We start from the raw sequence: 16807 nt of genomic DNA, 5'->3' as shown, positions 1-16807 counted from the left end.
GGGGCCGCCTCCGCCCCCGGGAAGCCACATCGGCGGCCCACGGCCCCGATCGGGCCCCATCGCGGGGCGCCGGGCGGCTTCACAACGCCCCCAGGCGGCCTTGGAGCGGGTTCGGGCGAGACTTTCCCCGCGGGTCCCCAATCCACTCCAGCGGGGCCATGGGTGGCTGCGGGGGATGCCGCCGCGCCCGTACGGCGGATCCGGGACCCGGCCGTGACCTGCGTGGATGGGGGTTTGCCGGGGAGAGGCGCCGGGCACCGTGACGGCACGCGCCGCCCGGGGAGGTGAGCATGGCGAGGGGGATCCGCGTGGCCGTGGTCCACGGTCCCGGGCCCGCGCACCGCGACGGCGTCGGCGACTACGTCGAGCGCCTCGTCGGCGCGCTGGGCGGGGCCGGAGTCGACGCGGTGGGGGTGCCGGTGGGCACGCCGGACGCCCGCTCCCCCCGGCAGTGGCTGCCGGCGACGCTGGCGGCGGCCCGGCGGGTGCGGCGGCTGCGCCCCGACGTGGTCCACGTGCAGTTCGCCCCCTCGGCCTACCGGTTCTCCGGGCTGCCGGGACTGCTCCCGCCCCTGCTGCCGGCCGGGACGCCGCTGGTGACGACCCTGCACGAGTACGGCTGGTGGGCGACCCCCGCATGGGTGCCGGACGCCGTCTGGTGGCCGCTGGAGCGGGCCCGCCTGTGGGACCGGGAGACCGGGCGGCTCGTGCCCGCCAGCGCCCTCGTGGTCGTGACGAACGCCGCCCACGCCCGGCAGGTCCACGGCCGCCTCGGCACACCGGCGGTGGAGGTGCCGCTGGCGCCCAACGTGGTCGACCACGGCGGTGGCGCGCGGGCCCGCGCGCGGGTGCGGCGCGAACTCGGCGTGCGGCCCGGCGACCCGCTGCTCGCGTTCTTCGGGTTCGTCCACCCGGTGAAGGGCGTGCGTCAGCTGGTCGAGGCCCTGCCCGCGCTCCGCACCGGCCGTCCCGGGCTCCGCCTGCTGGTCGTGGGCGGCTTCACGTCCCAGGCGCTGCCCGAGGCGGAGGCGCGGGCCTTCCGCGCGGAACTGGAGGCGCTGGCCGCGCGGCACGGGGTGGCGGACACGGTGACGTTCACCGGGCACCTGCCCGCCTCCCGGGTGTCGGAGCTCCTGCACGCGGCCGACGCGGGCGTGCTGCCCTTCACCGCCGGGGTCACGACCAAGAGCGGCGCGCTGCTGACAATGCTGGCGCACGGCCTGCCGGTCGCGGTCACCATGCCGGACGAACCCGACCCGGCGCTTCCCCTCGGGGAGGCCGTCGCCGTGATCCGGGCCCGCCGCGACGCCGCCGCCGTCGCGCGTGCCGTCGGCGCGCTGCTGGACGATCCGGACCTGCGGCGGCGGATGGGCGGGGCCGCCCGGCGGCTCGCCGCCCGCCACTCCTGGCCGGAGGTCGCCACCGCTCACCGCGCCCTCTACGAGACCCTGACGGGCCCGCGCCCAGACCTCCCCCGCCGTCTCCAGTCCCTGTGCGAAGCCCTGATCGGCCCGCGCGGAGATCTCTCCCACCGCCTCCGGTCCTCGTACGCCGGTCCGCGCCGAGATCTCCCCGGCCACGATGGGTGAGCCGTACCGGGAGATCCTGGTCGTCGACCTCCTCGGCGGCATCGGCGACCTGATCATGGTGCTGCCCGCCGTGCACGCCCTGGCCCGCCGCAACCCCGGGGCGTCGCTGCGGGTGCTCACCCACGAGCCCGGCGCCGCCCTGCTGCGCGAGGACCCCGCCGTCACCCGGGTGCTCACCCCGCGCCACGGCGAAGCGGGCGCCGAGCGGGAGGCCGTAGCCGAGGCCCTCGCAGACCGCCACCCGGACCTGGCCGTCACAACCACCCGCTACGACGGCATCCCCGATCTCCTCGCCGCCTCGGGCGCCCGGTGCGTCACCGATCTGTGGCGTCGCCCGCCCGCCGATGAGCCGGTCGGTGAGCGGTACCTGCGGATCCTGCTCGCCGAAGGGCTGGTGCGGCCGGACGACCTCCGTACGCGGCCGGTCGTGCGGCTGACGGCGGACGAGATCGCGGACGGCGAGAGCACGGTCGGGCGGTGTCTCCCGCCTGCCGCGGCCCGCCCGCCGGTCGTGCTGGTCACCGACGCGGGCATGGACGTGAAGCGCTGGCCCGCCGCGCACTGGCGGGCACTCGCCGCGCTGCTGGCCCGCCGGGGCCATCCCCTGCTCGCGCTCCACGCGCCGCGTGAGCACCCGCCCACGGCCCGCGGTCCGGCGCTCGATCCTCCGTGCCCGGAGGCGGCGGTGCTGCCGCCACGCGACCTGCGGGGCCTCGCCGCGTGCTTCGCCGCGGCGGCGCGAAGGGGCGCCGTGGTCGTGGGCGGCGACACCGGCCCGCTGCGCCTCGCCGCCGCGTCCGGCGCCGCCACGGTCGGGCTGTTCGGCCCTACCTGGGCCGAGAGGTACGGCGTCGCCGGAACCCGCGCGGCGGACCTTCAGGGGCTGCCGGGGTGCCCGCACCGGAGGCCGGTCGCGATCACGGAACAGCCGTGCTGGTGGACCGCCGCGTGCCCGTTGTCCCCGGCGGGCCCCGCCTGCATGGCCGACGTCTCCGTGGCGTCCGTCGCCCGCGCCGTGACCCGCCTGTGCGGCGGCCCGCCCGCGCGCCACCCGGCGGGCGACGCCTGAGACGAGGCGTGGCAGGCTGCGTACGGGAAAGAGCGGCAGCCATGCCGGCAAGGAGGAAGCAGATGCGACGGGACGGCGGGGAAGGGCTGTCTGCCCGTCCGGGGCCGGTCACGCGGTTCCGCGTCCGGAGGGTGTCGGGATCGGCCGTACGCGACCGGCGGGACGATCTCGCCACCGAGGAACCGCTGGAGATCCGGCTGCTGGCCGCGGGCGGCGACGCCCGTACGGTGGCGATCACGATGCGGACGCCGGGCGCGGACTTCGAACTCGCGGCGGGGTTCCTGCACGGCGAGGGGATCGTCGGCCCCGGCGGCATCGCCGCCATCGGCTACTGCACGGACGAGGACCTGGACCCCGAGGCGCGCTACAACACCGTGACCGTGCGGCTCACCGCGCCCGAACTGCCCGACATGACCGCTGTCCAGCGGAACTTCCTGACGTCGAGCGCGTGCGGCGTCTGCGGCACGGCCAGCCTGGACGCCCTGCGCGACCGCTGCCCGGCGCCGGCCGTCCGCCCGCCGGTCGGCGTGTCCGCCGCGACCCTGTACGCCCTGCCGGACCGGCTGCGCGAGGCCCAGGGGGTGTTCGGCAGGACGGGCGGGCTGCACGCCGCCGGGCTGTTCACGCCTGAGGGCGCCCCCCTGGCCGTACGGGAGGACGTGGGGCGGCACAACGCGGTCGACAAGCTGGTCGGCTGGGCGCTGATGGGCGGCACGCTGCCCCTCGACCGGCACGTCCTGCTGGTCAGCGGCCGCGTCAGCTACGAGATCATGCAGAAGGCCGCGAGCGCCGGGATCCAGATCGTCTGCGCCGTCTCCGCGCCCTCCTCGCTCGCCGTCGACCTCGCCCGCGAGTTCGGCGTCACGCTCGTGGGGTTCCTGCGCGACGAGCGCTTCAACGTCTACGCCTGCCCGGAGCGGATCGACGTCGAGCGGGAGCCGGCGGTCCCGGTCCCTGACACGCCGTGACACCCCGCGGCCGCGGCCGAAGCCGCGGCAGGCCGACCGGCGCGCGGGCGTCCGTTCACCACGCCCGCGCGCCGGACCGGCCGGTCAGCCGGTGTTCTGGAGGCCGGCGGCGACGCCGTTCACGCTCAGCAGCAGCAGCGTGGAGAGGCGCTCGCGCTCCTCCTCCGACAGGTCGCCGGACGCCCGCAGCGCCGACAGCGCGCGCAGTTGCAGGTGGCTGAGCGCGTCCACGTACGGATCGCGGAGCTGCACGGCCCGCGAGAGGACCCGCCGGTTCTCCAGCAGGCGGTCGTGGCCGGTCACCTCCAGCACCAGCCGCCTCGTCAGGTCGTACTCCTCCAGGACCTGCTCGGCGAAGTCGCTCCGCCCGCCCAGCCCCAGGTAGCGCGACGCGATGGCGCGGTCGGTCTTGGCCAGCGACATCTCCGCGTTGTCCAGCATCGCGGCGAACAGCGGCCACTCCTGGTACGCCGCGCGCAGTTCGGCCATCCCGCCGTCGGTGACCACGGCGGCCAGGCCGCTGCCCAGGCCGTACCAGCCGGGGAGGTTGACCCGGGTCTGGGCCCACGAGAAGACCCAGGGGATGGCCCGCAGGTCGTCGAGCGAGCGGGGCGCGCCGAGACCGCGCCGCGCGGGCCGGGAGCCGAGCCGCAGCGAGCCCAGCTCCTCCAGCGGACTGACCAGCGCGAACCACTCGGGGAAGCCCGGGGCCTCGGTCAGCGCGCGGTACGCGCGTTCGGAGGCCGAGGCGACGAGGTCGGCGAGCCGGCGGAACTTGGCCGCCGCCTCGGCCGTGCTCGACTCCACCGCCGAGGTGGACGCCAGCAGCACGGCGTTGGTGACCTGCTCGATGTGGCGCTTGGCGATGGCCGAGTGGCCGTACCGAGCGAAGATGACCTCGCCCTGCTCGGTGACCTTGAACCGTCCGGCCACCGACCCCGGGGCCTGGGCGAGCACGGCGCGGTTGGCCGGGCCGCCGCCGCGGCCGAGCGCGCCGCCGCGGCCGTGGAAGAGCGTGAGCCGGACGTCGTTGGCCGCCGCCCACGCGGTCAGCGCCGCCTGCGCGTCGTAGAGGCGCAGGGTGGCCGCCGCCGGGCCGAGTTCCTTGGCCGAGTCGGAGTAGCCGAGCATGACCTCCATGCGCCGCCCGTTGGCGGCGAGCCGCTTACGCACCGGCTCCAGCGCGGCCATGCCCTCCAGGACCCTGGTGGAGTTGTCGAGGTCCTCGCCCGACTCGAACAGCGGAACCACGTCGAGCACCGGGGCGCGGTCGCCCAGGGCGTGCCGGGCGAGCTCGTACACGGCGGCGATGTCGTCGGCCGAGCGGGTGAACGAGACGACGTACCGGGAGCAGGCGGTCACGCCGAAGCGCTCCTGGATCCAGCCGATCACCCGGATCGTGGCCAGGACCTCCTCGGTGCGCTCGGACAGCGTGCCGGAGGCGATCTCCTGCAGCGCCGCCGCGTGGACCGCCGAGTGCTGGCGCACCTCCAGCTCCGCCAGGTGGAACCCGAACGTCTCCACCTGCCAGACGAGGTGCTGCAACTCGCCGTACGCCTGCCGTACGGCGCCCGCGCCGCGCAGGGAGTCCTGCGCGAGCCGCAGGTCGGCGAGCAGCTCCGCCGGCGCGCGGTAGGCGAGATCGAGGTCGCGGCGGCGGGTCGCGGCGATCCTGGCCGCCACGAACATCAGCCACTGGCGGTGCGGCTCCATCGGCGAGCGGGTGGCCATCTCCGACACCAGGTCGGGGTGGTCGTCCTCGGCCTGGGCGAGCGCGGCGCGCAGGTCGGCGGACGGCGGCGTGTAGGCGGCGGCCAGGGTCAGCGACCTGCCGATCCTGGTGGTGGCGTTCTCCAGCGCGATGAGCACGTGCTCGGCCTGGATCTGCATGGCCTCCCTGGTCACCTTGGCGGTGACGTTGGGGTTGCCGTCGCGGTCGCCGCCGATCCAGCTGCCGTAGCGGATGTACGCCTTGGCCTGCGGCTCCCGCGTCCCGGTGCCCGGGCCGAGCGCCGCGTCGAGCGACCGGTAGATCAGCGGCACCGTGCGGAAGAGCGTCTCGTCGAACGCCGCCATCGCGGTGCGGACCTCGTCCAGGGGGTCGAGCTTGGTGTGCCGGAGCTGGGCGGTCCGCCAGAGAAGGTCGATCTCCTCCAGCAGCCGCCGGTGGGCCTCCTCGCGCTCGGCGGCGCCCCGTCCCGGCAGGTTGTACGCGTCGAGCTGCGCGCTGATCCGCTGGATGGCGGTGACGATCGCGCGCCGCCGCGCCTCGGTCGGGTGCGCGGTCAGCACCGGCCGGAACTCCAGCCCGTCGATCAGTCCCTGGAGGCGGTCGTCCCCGCGCAGCCGCTGGACGGCCTCGGCGAGCGACTCGCGCAGCGGCACGTCGTCCTTGTCGCGCTGCCGGAGCGTACGGACCCGGTAGTGCTCCTCGGCGAGGTTGGCGAGGTGGAAGTAGCAGGTGAAGGCGCGGGCGATCTGCACGGCGCGGTCGACGGGCCATTCGGCGACCAGGGCCGCGACCTCGTCGGCCGTCGTCTCCTGACGGCGCGCCGCGATCACCGCCTTCCGGAGCCGTTCCACGTCGGCGAGGAGGTCGGGGCCGCCGTGTTCGGCGATCACCTGACCCAGCAGTCCACCCAGGAGGCGCACGTCGGCGCGGAGTTCATCCGGCATCTCCGCTACGGCGTTGTGTCGTTCGGCAGGAGCGATGGCGGCCATGGTTGGAAGGCTAGCGAATGACTTATCGCGCCCCGAGGGCGGTCTCACTTATTGGACTAGACCACTGAAAAGGGACAGATCAGATTGCCCCGAGCGCCTCGGCGGGGGTGCTGTCGCCCGCCGGGAGCCGCCTGAAGCGGAGCGTGAGGTGCTGGGCGAGCAGGCCGTGCGCCACCACGGCGGCGGCGAAGGCGACGATCAGGACGGCGATCGTCGTCAACCGGCTCTCGTCGGCCAGCAGGATCGTCTTCGCGTCGCTGAGCCCCGTCCCCGCGGCCATCATCCCGGTGACCACGGTGGTCACCCACCGGCCGGCGTGCCTGACCACCGGGCGCGCGGTCGCGGTCACCGCCGCGGGCACGGCCAGGACGACGAAGACGACAATGATCGCCAAAGTGCTCACCAGGGAGAAACCGGTCAGTCCGCCGATGGCCAGCGTGATCCCCCGCATCAGGAGGCGCGCCACCGCCCCGATGACCAGTCCGCTCAGCGCCGCCGCGGCCAGCGGCGCCCAGATCACGCGGCCCAGCCGCCTGCGGTCGTGCATCATTCATCCCCTTAGAACGGTCCAGACCGTTATAGGGACAGCCCATAACGCCCGCAACACCGCAAGGACTTCGCGACCGCTCTGTTACGTGACAGACAGGGCAGAAGACGCAGTCAGGTGGGGCGGGAGACGGCGGCGAGGAGTTCGGGGAGCCGGGCGAAGCCGATGCCGGACGCGAGCCGGCGGCCCGCCCAGGCGACCGCCACGCCGTACGGCACCGCGAGCACGGCGACCCAGGTCGTGCCGAGCAGGACCGGCAGCGCGACGGGCAGCGCGAGCGCGGCGACGGCGAGCATCGTGGCGAAGGACGAGACGAACGCCTGCCCGCCCTGCCCGGGTGCGGCGCCGCTGAAGGCGTTGAGCCGGTCGGGATAGGTGTACGGGACGGTCACGCTGGTGAGCGCGCCGACTCCCATGCCGACGCCGAGCACGCCCCACGCGGTGAGCGCGGCGGCGGGGGCCCAGGTGGCGTCGCCCGCCACCAGGGCGGCGGCCAGCGACGCCAGCGCCAGCAGCGGCACCGCGATGACCGCCATGGCGAGGTGCCGCCCGGCCAGGTCGGTGCGCAGGTCGCGCGGGGTGCCGAAGGCCACCGCGTTCATCCACAGCGACCTGCCGTCGATGCCGAAGGAGTTGGCCGACTGCAGCCCGATCACCAGGGCGGCCAGGCAGGCGGGGCCGATCGCGGACGTGGGGCCCGCCGAGAGGCCGGGCCCGTGCAGGGAGAACATGACGACCGCGCTCACGAAGATCGCGATGATCCAGTTCACCCGGCCGCGCGGTTCCCTCCGGGCGTACTTCAGCTCCTTGGCGACGACGGCGCCGATCATGCCGCCTGGCAGGAGTCCGCCCGCCCAGGACCGGCGCACCGACCCGCCGCCCTGGTTGGAGGAGTCGGGCCGCACCAGCGCGTGCCGCAGCGCGGTGATCCACAGCCATCCCAGCACGACCACCGTCACCGCGACGACGACCACGTCGGCCACGCCGGCGAGCCCGCCGTCGGCGATCGCGTGCGCGGCCAGGCCGGGCGGCGTCCAGCGCAGGACGTCCGCCGCCGACGCCAGCATCCCCGCGGGGTCGGCCGCGAGCCTCTGGTTGAGCAGCAGGTTAGGCAACTGGGCGAGCAGCACGCCGAAGACGGCGGCGACCGCGAGCACGTCGCGTCCCCGCCGGGTGCGCAGCGCGCCGGACAACGCGGTGGTCACCAGGCGGGAGACCACGATGCAGAAGGCGAACTGGAGGACCACCGCGGGCACCCCGAGCAGCACGCCGCCCGGCCCACGGGCGAGCGCGACCACGCCGCCGGAGAGCGCGACCAGCGAGGCGATCGGCCACGGCCCGGCGACGGACGCGGCGAACAGTCCGGTCGCGAGCTGCCGGGTGGTCAGCGGGAACAGGGCCAGCCGGGCCGGGTCGAGCGTCTCGTCCAGGCCGAAGGCCATCAGCGGCACGACGATCCACCCGGCGGCGAACATCGCGAACGCCACCGGCACGACGTCGAGGGCGACGTCGTGCGGCGCGAGCCGTACGAGTGCGAACAACCCGAACCCCGCGACCGCCATGACGACGGCGGCGAGCAGCGAGAAGACGAACCCGAGCTGCCTGGCCGGCTCGCCGCGCAGACCCCCGCGGACGAGGCTGAGCTTCATCCGGACGAACAACCACGTCATGACGCGCTCTCCCGTCCGACGGGCCGCGCGGTCAGGAGGCCCGCGTGCTGGGCGGTCAGGAGGCCCGCGTGCTGGGCGGTCAGGAGGCCCGCGTGCTGGGCGGTCAGGACGCCGGTGGGCCGCGCGGTCAGGATGCCGGTGGGCCGCTTGGTCAGGAGGCCGAGGTGCCCAGCCACGACAGGCCCTCCTCCCCGTTTCCGCGTGCGCCGACGAGGTCGAGGAACGCCTCGTTGAGGGTGCGGCCCCGCCGTACGTCGTCGAGCGGGCCCTGCGCGACGACGAGCCCGCCGTTCATCACCGACACCCAGTCGCACAGCCGCTCGACCAGGTCCATCACGTGGCTGGAGAAGACGACGGTGGAGCCCGAGGCGGTGTATCTGCGCAGCACCTCGGCCAGGGTGTTGGCCGAGACCGGGTCGACGCCCTCGAACGGCTCGTCGAGGAACAGCACGCGCGGGTTGTGCAGCAGCGCCGCGGCGAGGCCGATCTTCTTGCGCATGCCGGTCGAGTAGTCGACCACCAGCTTGTCCTGGGCCTCGACCAGGTCCATGACCCTGAGCAGCTCGTCGGCGCGCCTGCCGGCCTCGTCCAGGGGGATGCCGCGCAACTGGCCGCCGTACAGCAGCAACTCGCGGCCGGACAGCCGTTCGAACAGCCGCAGGCCCTCGGGCAGCACGCCGATCCGCGCCTTGGCGGCGACCGGATCGGCCCACACGTCGTGGCCGTCGATCTCGATCCGCCCGCCGTCGGGGCGCAGCAACCCGGTGATCATGCTCAGCGTCGTCGTCTTGCCCGCGCCGTTCGGGCCGACCAGGCCGGCGAAACCGCCCTCCGGCACCACCAGGTCGACCCCGCCGACCGCCACCTGCCGCCCGAAGCGCTTGTACAGGCCCTGCGTGCGTACGGCGTCACCCATTGCGCCCCCTCCTCCGCCGATGGTCGTGCGGCCTGGTCGTGAAGGCCCGGTTCCGAAGGCCCGGTCGTATGGCCGAACGAACGACACGCGGCCTCCGTTCCTCCTGGGACTCCGCCCAGGACTCTTCCAGGACTCCTCCCCGGCTCTTTCCGGCCGCGCCCCGGCGCGACCTCGCGGTGCGAGTCTCGTTAACCTGTCGGCCATGGATTCGACGCGGCCCGGACCGGATCGCGGGACCCGCTGAGCATGCGAGGAACGGCGAGGTGACGATGAGCGCGGAACGCGCCCACGAGATCGATATCCACACCACCGCGGGCAAGATCGCCGACCTGGAGCGGCGCCTCGGCGAGGCGGCCCACGCAGGCTCCGCGCGGGCGGTGGAGAAACAGCACGCCAAGGGAAAGATGACGGCCCGCGAGCGGGTCGCGGCCTTCCTCGACGAGGGCTCGTTCGTGGAGTTCGACGAACTGGCCAGGCACCGGGCGACCGCCTTCGGCCTGGACCGCGAACGCCCGTACGGCGACGGGGTCGTGACCGGGTACGGCACGGTGGACGGCCGCCCGGTCGCGGTGTTCGCGCAGGACTTCACCGTGTTCGGCGGCTCGCTGGGCGAGGTCTTCGGCGAGAAGATCGTCAAGGTGATGGACCACGCGCTCAAGACCGGCTGCCCGGTGATCGGGATCAACGACTCGGGCGGCGCGCGCATCCAGGAGGGCGTGGTCTCCCTCGGCCTGTACGCGGAGATCTTCAAGCGCAACGTGCACTCCTCCGGGGTGATCCCGCAGATCTCGCTGATCATGGGCCCGTGCGCCGGTGGCGCGGTCTACTCCCCCGCGCTGACCGACTTCGTGCTGATGGTCCGGGAGAAGTCGCACATGTTCATCACCGGCCCGGACGTGATCAAGACCGTCACCGGCGAGGAGGTGACGTTCGAGGAGCTGGGCGGGGCCCACACGCACAACTCCCGGAGCGGCGTCGCCCACTACGAGGCGTCCGACGAGCAGGACTGCCTCGACTTCGCCAGGGCGCTGCTGTCGTTCCTGCCGTCCAACAACATGGACGACCCGCCGGCCTTCGAGGCGGAGGCGGTCCTGGAGACGACCGAGGACGACCGCGTGCTCGACACGCTGATCCCCGACTCGGCCAACCAGCCGTACGACATGCACACGGTGATCGAGCACGTCCTCGACGACGGGGAGTTCCTGGAGATCCACGCGGGCTTCGCGCCGAACATCCTGGTCGGCTTCGGCCGGGTCGAGGGGCGTTCGGTGGGCGTCGTCGCCAACCAGCCGATGAGCTACGCCGGGACGCTCGACATCGCCGCCTCCGAAAAGGCCGCCCGGTTCGTCCGCACCTGCGATGCCTTCAACATCCCGGTGCTGACCTTCGTCGACGTGCCGGGCTTCCTCCCGGGCACCGACCAGGAGTGGAACGGCATCATCCGGCGCGGCGCCAAGCTCCTCTACGCCTACGCCGAGGCGACCGTGCCGCTGGTCACCGTCATCACCCGCAAGGCGTACGGCGGGGCGTACGACGTCATGGGTTCCAAGCACCTCGGCGCGGACGTCAACCTGGCCTGGCCCACCGCCCAGATCGCGGTGATGGGGGCGCAGGGCGCCGTCAACATCCTCTACCGGCGTGAACTGGCCGCCGCCGACGACCCGGACACGGCGCGGGCGAACTTCGTCGCCGAGTACGAGGACGCGCTGGCGAACCCGTACCTGGCCGCCGAGCGCGGCTACGTGGACGCGGTGATCCGGCCCTCGGACACCCGGGTCCAGATCGTCCGCGCGCTGCGGGCACTGCGCAACAAGCGGGCCGCCCTGCCGCCGAAGAAGCATGGGAACATCCCGCTGTGAGCACTCGCGAGCCGTACCTGGAGATCATCCGGGGGGACGCCACCCCCGAGGAGACCGCCGCCCTGCTCGCCGCGCTGCTGGCCCGGGCGTCGGCGCACGCCCCACGGGAGGCACCGCCCGCCACCAGCGGAAACTGGAGGTACGCGGGGCGCGGCATGCGCCCGGCGCTGCGGCACGGCCCGGGGGCGTGGCGCTCCGCCTTCCTCCCCGGCGCCCGGTGACCGGCAGCCGGGATCAGCCGGGGATCAGCCGGGGATCAGCCGGGGACCACAGCCTGATTACATCGACGGAACCGGGTGTCAACTGGCCCAAGAGTTGGGACTATCTAGAAAGCGGGGGAATATAGTCGCCTGATCATCTAGTGACGAGTCCTGGAGGACACCATGGCCATCCCGGACTTCAGCGCACATGGGATCGCCGCAAAGTATGCCGTTCTGGTGGACGTCGGTTACCTTTACGCCGCTGCCGGTGAAGTTCTCTTAGGCGCCAAGGAGCGTAAGGAGTACCGCGTCGCCGCGGACGAGTTGATCCAGTCGCTGCAGAAGCATGCTGTGGACCGCATCTCGGGTGAACTGCTGCGGGTGTACTGGTACGACGCCGCACGCGACCGGGTGCCCACCGTGGACCAGCGGGTGATCGCCCAGCTGCCCTGGGTCAAGGTGCGGCTCGGCAACCTGAACGCCCGTGGCCAGCAGAAGGGTGTGGACGCGCAGATCCGCAGCGACCTGGAGGCGCTCGCCCGGCACCACGCCGTTAACGACACCGTGCTGATCGCCGGTGACGAGGACATGGTGCCCGCCGTGGAGGCCGCCCAGGCGTACGGCGTTCGCGTCCACCTGTGGGGCGTCGAGCCGCCGTTCGGGACGAACCAGGCCGAACGGCTCGTCTGGGAGTCGGACACCGTCGAGATCCTGAGCGCCGACTTCCTGCGTCCGTTCTTCACCCGCGCTCCCGTGCCGGTGCCCGTCACGCCCGCGCCGTCGCCCGCCCAGGTCTTCGCGGGCCGCGCCAAGCCGATGCCGCCGAAGACGCCGGTCGGCCAGACCTCCAAGCTGGGCCCGGGCCGGCCCCACGTGGAGGAGGTCGGCGAGCACGTCGCGCAGAAATGGATACTGACCCGCGGCCGGGACAACATCCGCGACCTGCTGCCCGGCCCGATCCTGCCCACGGTGATCGACACCGAACTGCTCATCGAGGCCGAGAAGGAACTCGGCCATTCCCTGCGGCCCTATCCCGAGGCGCGCGTGTGGCTGCGCGACGGCTTCTGGGCCCGGGTGTACCGCGAGTTCGACCTCGGGGTCGGCATCTCCAGCAAGTGACGCCGACCTCCCGTCCCGCGCGAGAGCATGGCCCGGCGCCGCACCGCCCGGCCTCGCGCGAGCGCGACCACTCCTGGGCGTTCGGCCCTGATGATTCGGTGTGACGTCCACGTCCGATTTCCGCGAGCCCGCATCGGTGGCCTGGGCATAACGTCGTGTGCGTGACCACCACACGACAGCTCGACTTCGACGCGTGCTACCTGGCCGTGTCCGCCCGGGACTCCCGTTTTGACGGGCGTTTCTACACGGCTGTCACGACCACCGGCATCTACTGCCGCCCGATCTGCCCGGCGCGCACGCCCGGACGGGGAAACGTCCGCTTCTACCGGCACGCCGCCGCGGCCGAGGCCGCCGGATTCCGGCCCTGCCGCCGCTGCCGCCCGGAGCTCAGCCCGGGTGACCCCGGCTGGGACGTACGCGCCGACCTGGTGGGACGCGCGCTGCGGCTGATCGACGACGGCGTCGCCGACGACTCCGGCGTCGCCGGGCTGGCCCGGCGCCTGCACGTGACCGAGCGCCATCTCCATCGCCTGTTCGCCGCCGAACTCGGCGCCGGACCCCTCGCCGTCGCCCGCACCCGGCGGCTGCTGCTCGCCAAGCAACTGCTCACCGAGACCACTCTGCCGATCACTGACGTCGCGTTCGCCGCCGGGTTCGGGAGCGTACGGCAGTTCAACGCGGCCATGAAGGAGTCGTACGGCTTCGCGCCGGGCGAGCTGCGCAAAGGCAACGGGCCGGTCGGCGGCGGGGGCGTCTGCTCCCCCGCGAGCGGCCTGACCCTGCGGCTCGGCCACCGGCAGCCGTACGACGCGCAGTCGGTGCTGCGCTTCCTCGCCGCCCGGGCGATCCCGGGGGTGGAGGCGGTCCGCTGGTCCGGCACGGACGTCGCGGCGTACACCCGAGCCGTCCCGGGCGGCTCGATCACCCTGCGGCCCACCGCGGACCACGTCAGGCTCACGGTGCGGACCACCGAGGCCCACCGCCTGTCGCCGCTGGTGGCGCGGTGCCGCCGGCTGCTCGACCTGGACGCCGACCCGGGGGCGGTGCGGGAGATCCTCGGCCGCACGTCGCTCGCGCCACTGGTCGAGGCCCGGCCGGGCCTGCGGGTGCCGGGGGCGTACGACGGGTTCGAGGCGGCCGTCCGCGCCGTCGTGGGGCAGCAGATCTCGGTGGCCGGAGCCCGCACGCTGCTCGGCCGCATCGCCACCCGCGCCGGAACCCCCGCCGTCACGGACCCGAACTCCGCCGGCCCGGGCGGAGAGGCCCCCGGCCCGGAGCAGAACCCTCCCCCCGCCGCCCGGAACACCACCACCGCGGACCGGAACCGCGCCGACGAGGAACAGGACCTTTCCACCGCTCACCGGAAGTCCTCCCTCACCGATCGGGAGCCCACCCCGGAGGCGGTGAACGAGATCCCGCTGCTGTTTCCCACCGCCGACCGGCTGGCGGACGCCGATCTGGACGGCCTCGGGCTCACCACCCGCAGGACCGCCACGATCAGGGCGCTGGCCGAGGGGGTCGCCTCCGGCGAGATCGACCTCGACGGCGCCGGGGACCCCGCCGACACCACGGCCCGGCTGCTGGCGATCCCCGGCATCGGCCCGTGGACGGCGAGCTACATCGCGCTGCGCGCGCTGCGCGACCCGGACGCCTGGCCCGAGGGCGACCTCGTGTTGCGCAGGACCATGGACCGGCTCGGCATCACGACCGGCGAGACCGAGGGGTGGCGGCCCTGGCGCGCGTACGCGGCGGTCCACCTGTGGAGCCACGCCGCGCAGCCTCAGCCCACGATTCGTACTCACGAGATGGACGTGACGAACAGATGATCCTCACGCAGATCGTGCCCACCCCGGTGGGCCCTCTCGCCCTGCTGGCCCACGACGGCGCGCTCGTCGCCGCGGGCTTCACCGCCGATCCCCGCGAGATGTACGCGCGGCTCTCGCCGTCGCTGCGGGCCCTCCCCCTGCGAGAGGACGACCTCGGCGACGCGGCGCTGGCCGTCCGCGAATACCTCGACGGGAAGATCGACGCCCTCGACCGGGTCCCGGCCCGGCAGCCGGGCACGCCCACCAGGCAGCGCCTGTACGAGGCGCTGCGCGCCGTGCCCGCCGGCACCACCGTGTCGTACGCCGTGCTGGCCGAGCGGGCGGGACTGCCGAGGACCGCCGCGCGGGCCGCCGGGTCGGCCTGCGCGCAGAACCTCGTCGCGCCGTTCGTGCCGTGCCACCGTGTGCTGCCCTCGACCGGCGGCTACGGCGGCTACTACTACGGCACGCCGGTCAAGGAATGGCTGCTCGCCCACGAGTCCGGCGTGGCCTGACCGGCCGAGTGGCCTGACCAGCGAGTGGCCTGACGAGCCGCCCGGTGAGCCGGGCGGCCGGTCACTTCTGGACGACGCTCTGGACCTCCCCCACGGGCACGTCGCGCTGGGCGTTCACCTGGACCGGCGCGTAGTTGAGCGGCGCGTAGATGAACGGGTCGACCGCACCGCCGCCGAGGTTCTGGCCGTTGCCGACGACGTTCCAGGTGGTCGTCACGGTGAGGGTGTAGACCTTGCGCGGCTGGTCGATCGACGCGCGCTTGTAGCGGACCCCGCAGGTGAAATCGCCACCCTTGACGTACGGATGGCCGGTCTGGCCGCAGCCGGTGGTGATGACGTCGGCCCGGTCGGGCGACGTCCCCGGCTTGATCGTCATGCCGTTCTTGTCCGGTGTCGCCGTGACGGTGGCGGACATGACCCCGGGCAGCGTGGCGGTGACGGATCTGGGGGCCTGGTTGGCTTGGTCCAGCCAGACCCATGTCTCCAGGTTCACGTAGCTCTTGGCGTCCGGGCTCAGCTTGATCGTCGGCTGGGGGACGGTCAGCGCGGCCCGGGCGAGCTGCGCGAGCTGCTCGAACGTGATGCCTCCGGCGGGTGTGTCCCCCTCCGGCACCCACACGAGCGGGTCACGCCCGGACGCGCACGCCTCTCCCTTGGGGTCGCCCGCGTTGTAGCCGACTCCCCACCACGAGCCCTTCTCGTCGAGTTTGCTCGAGAACTCGCCGAGGTCCGGCCGGTAGTCGCCGCCCGTCTCCACCGACTCCTTCTTCTCCCGCACCTTGAGGTCACGCGCCTCCTGCGCCGACATGCTCGGCTCGTACCAGCACGGATTGGGCATCTTGTAGCCGTCGCTCTTGCCCCTGAGTCCGCTGCCGGACAGCGTGATCTTCGAGTTGGTGAGCTTGACGCCGGCCTTCCTGCCGTGCTGGAAGGCCTCGCCGTGCGGCCCGGCGCCCGGGTCCGCCGAGGCGGGCGGCGTGGCAAGCGGCGTGAGCACCGCGAGCATGCCGCCCGCCAGCAGGGACGTCACCGCGATTGTCGGTCTTGTAGTCAACGGAGGCACTCCTTAGCGCGCTCGTCCGGATAGTCCGCGTGGTGATACATGGCGATTCGCCAGGCGCCGTCGTCCCCGCGGCGCAGTCCGGCGGTCTGCAGGAAGACCGCACGCGGGCGTTTCAGCCAGGCGGGCTGACCTGCCAGCGGGGTGCCCTCCTGGTCGGTCAGCCGTACGCCGGTCAGATCGACGCAGGCGTCCGCCTCGGCCCCTCGCCCCATGATCGCGGGCACGGTCAGGGAGTAGACCTTGGCGACGCCCCGGGCCGACTGCCTGTCCTTGAGGAATCCGTGAACCCATTTGTCGGCGTCACGGAAGGCCGACGACCCCGGGTCGATCCCCTTGGTGTACGACCGGTCCTCGCCGAGGGTGCCGACGGCCCGCCACTGGGCGGTGAAGTCGTCGGCGAACGCCTTGACCACGGCCGACCGCACCGGGTCGAGCCCCTGCGGCCAATCGATCTCGATCCGCAGGCCGGGCGCCGCCGTGATCACGTCGTCACCCGTCTCGTCGCCTGTCACACCGGTCGCCGCACCGGCCGCGGCGGGCGCGGCCGCGCCACCACCGGGGGTGAAGCCGTGGTCCGCGTCCGGCGCCGCGCAGGCCGACGTGAGCAGCGCGCAGGCCGACACGAGCAGTGTGGCCGCCGCCGTGGCGAGTCCCGGACGCGTCAAGGGGGTCCTCCGCAGTACGCGATCCCCCGCCGGTCCCACCCTAGAAAGGGTCGCCGGTGATGATCCAGCGTCATGCTCGAATCGGCATGGGTCGGGCATCA

At 73.6% G+C, this 16807-nt stretch carries 15 protein-coding genes; 8 read left to right on the top strand and 7 right to left on the bottom strand.

The window, feature by feature from the left end; translation table 11 throughout:
* Nucleotides 1-290 precede the first annotated feature (290 nt).
* From HHX40_RS06180 to fdhD, 3 genes are all read left to right on the top strand, one after another.
* On the top strand, nt 291-1589 hold the full coding sequence (locus tag HHX40_RS06180) for a glycosyltransferase family 4 protein (RefSeq protein ID WP_182879734.1): 1299 nt from the start codon (nt 291-293) through the stop codon (nt 1587-1589).
* Nucleotides 1582-2658 (top strand): glycosyltransferase family 9 protein, encoded by a 1077-nt coding sequence (locus HHX40_RS06175; RefSeq protein ID WP_182879733.1) that lies wholly within the window; start codon nt 1582-1584, stop codon nt 2656-2658. Before HHX40_RS06180 ends, HHX40_RS06175 begins: the two co-directional genes overlap by 8 nt.
* Nucleotides 2659-2720: 62 nt before the next feature.
* Nucleotides 2721-3626 carry a formate dehydrogenase accessory sulfurtransferase FdhD gene (gene fdhD, locus HHX40_RS06170; RefSeq protein ID WP_182879732.1) on the top strand — a complete coding sequence of 302 codons (906 nt, stop codon included), beginning with the start codon at nt 2721-2723 and terminating at the stop codon, nt 3624-3626.
* 84 nt (nt 3627-3710) lie between these two features.
* Here fdhD and HHX40_RS06165 read toward each other — a convergent pair whose 3' ends face one another.
* The 5 genes from HHX40_RS06165 to HHX40_RS06145 form a co-directional block, all read right to left on the bottom strand.
* On the bottom strand, nt 3711-6347 hold the full coding sequence (locus HHX40_RS06165) for a phosphoenolpyruvate carboxylase (protein WP_111698272.1): 2637 nt from the start codon (nt 6345-6347) through the stop codon (nt 3711-3713).
* 79 nt (nt 6348-6426) lie between these two features.
* Nucleotides 6427-6897, bottom strand: coding sequence for a hypothetical protein (locus HHX40_RS06160; protein ID WP_220498741.1), 471 nt, complete (start codon nt 6895-6897; stop codon nt 6427-6429).
* 110 nt (nt 6898-7007) lie between these two features.
* Nucleotides 7008-8564, bottom strand: a complete 1557-nt coding sequence (locus tag HHX40_RS06155) for a hypothetical protein (protein WP_182879730.1) — start codon at nt 8562-8564, stop codon at nt 7008-7010.
* A complete protein-coding gene (locus HHX40_RS06150; protein WP_182879729.1) occupies nt 8561-8740 on the bottom strand; it encodes a hypothetical protein in 180 nt (59 codons plus the stop codon). Before HHX40_RS06150 ends, HHX40_RS06155 begins: the two co-directional genes overlap by 4 nt.
* Nucleotides 8716-9480: an ABC transporter ATP-binding protein gene (locus HHX40_RS06145; protein ID WP_111698278.1), complete on the bottom strand. Its 765-nt coding sequence runs from the start codon at nt 9478-9480 to the stop codon at nt 8716-8718. Before HHX40_RS06145 ends, HHX40_RS06150 begins: the two co-directional genes overlap by 25 nt.
* A gap of 269 nt (nt 9481-9749) precedes the next feature.
* On the opposite strand from HHX40_RS06145, the gene HHX40_RS06140 reads away from it, so the two are divergent.
* The 5 genes from HHX40_RS06140 (at nt 9750) to HHX40_RS06120 (ending at nt 14978) form a co-directional block, all read left to right on the top strand.
* Nucleotides 9750-11339, top strand: a complete 1590-nt coding sequence (locus HHX40_RS06140; RefSeq protein WP_111698458.1) for an acyl-CoA carboxylase subunit beta — start codon at nt 9750-9752, stop codon at nt 11337-11339.
* Nucleotides 11336-11560 (top strand): acyl-CoA carboxylase epsilon subunit, encoded by a 225-nt coding sequence (locus HHX40_RS06135; protein WP_182879728.1) that lies wholly within the window; start codon nt 11336-11338, stop codon nt 11558-11560. Before HHX40_RS06140 ends, HHX40_RS06135 begins: the two co-directional genes overlap by 4 nt.
* A gap of 162 nt (nt 11561-11722) precedes the next feature.
* Entirely contained in the window at nt 11723-12658 is a 936-nt protein-coding gene (locus HHX40_RS06130) for an NYN domain-containing protein (RefSeq protein ID WP_111698282.1), read from the top strand.
* A 161-nt stretch (nt 12659-12819) separates the two neighbouring features.
* Nucleotides 12820-14484, top strand: coding sequence for a DNA-3-methyladenine glycosylase 2 family protein (locus HHX40_RS06125; RefSeq protein WP_182879727.1), 1665 nt, complete (start codon nt 12820-12822; stop codon nt 14482-14484).
* Nucleotides 14481-14978 (top strand): methylated-DNA--[protein]-cysteine S-methyltransferase, encoded by a 498-nt coding sequence (locus HHX40_RS06120; RefSeq protein WP_138460610.1) that lies wholly within the window; start codon nt 14481-14483, stop codon nt 14976-14978. The genes HHX40_RS06125 and HHX40_RS06120 overlap by 4 nt, the downstream gene beginning before the upstream one ends.
* A 61-nt stretch (nt 14979-15039) precedes the next feature.
* Here the strand turns inward: HHX40_RS06120 and HHX40_RS06115 are convergent, their stop codons facing one another.
* Nucleotides 15040-16041: a hypothetical protein gene (locus tag HHX40_RS06115; protein WP_396775483.1), complete on the bottom strand. Its 1002-nt coding sequence runs from the start codon at nt 16039-16041 to the stop codon at nt 15040-15042.
* Nucleotides 16029-16706: a hypothetical protein gene (locus HHX40_RS06110; protein ID WP_182879725.1), complete on the bottom strand. Its 678-nt coding sequence runs from the start codon at nt 16704-16706 to the stop codon at nt 16029-16031. Before HHX40_RS06110 ends, HHX40_RS06115 begins: the two co-directional genes overlap by 13 nt.
* Nucleotides 16707-16807 lie beyond the last annotated feature (101 nt).

Origin of the sequence: Microbispora sp. H10949, from assembly GCF_014161435.1 — a bacterium.
In the GTDB taxonomy this organism is placed as follows: domain Bacteria; phylum Actinomycetota; class Actinomycetes; order Streptosporangiales; family Streptosporangiaceae; genus Microbispora; species Microbispora triticiradicis.
The sequence above is the reverse complement of the archived record's forward strand: the minus strand, read 5'-3'. Positions and strand labels throughout refer to the sequence as shown.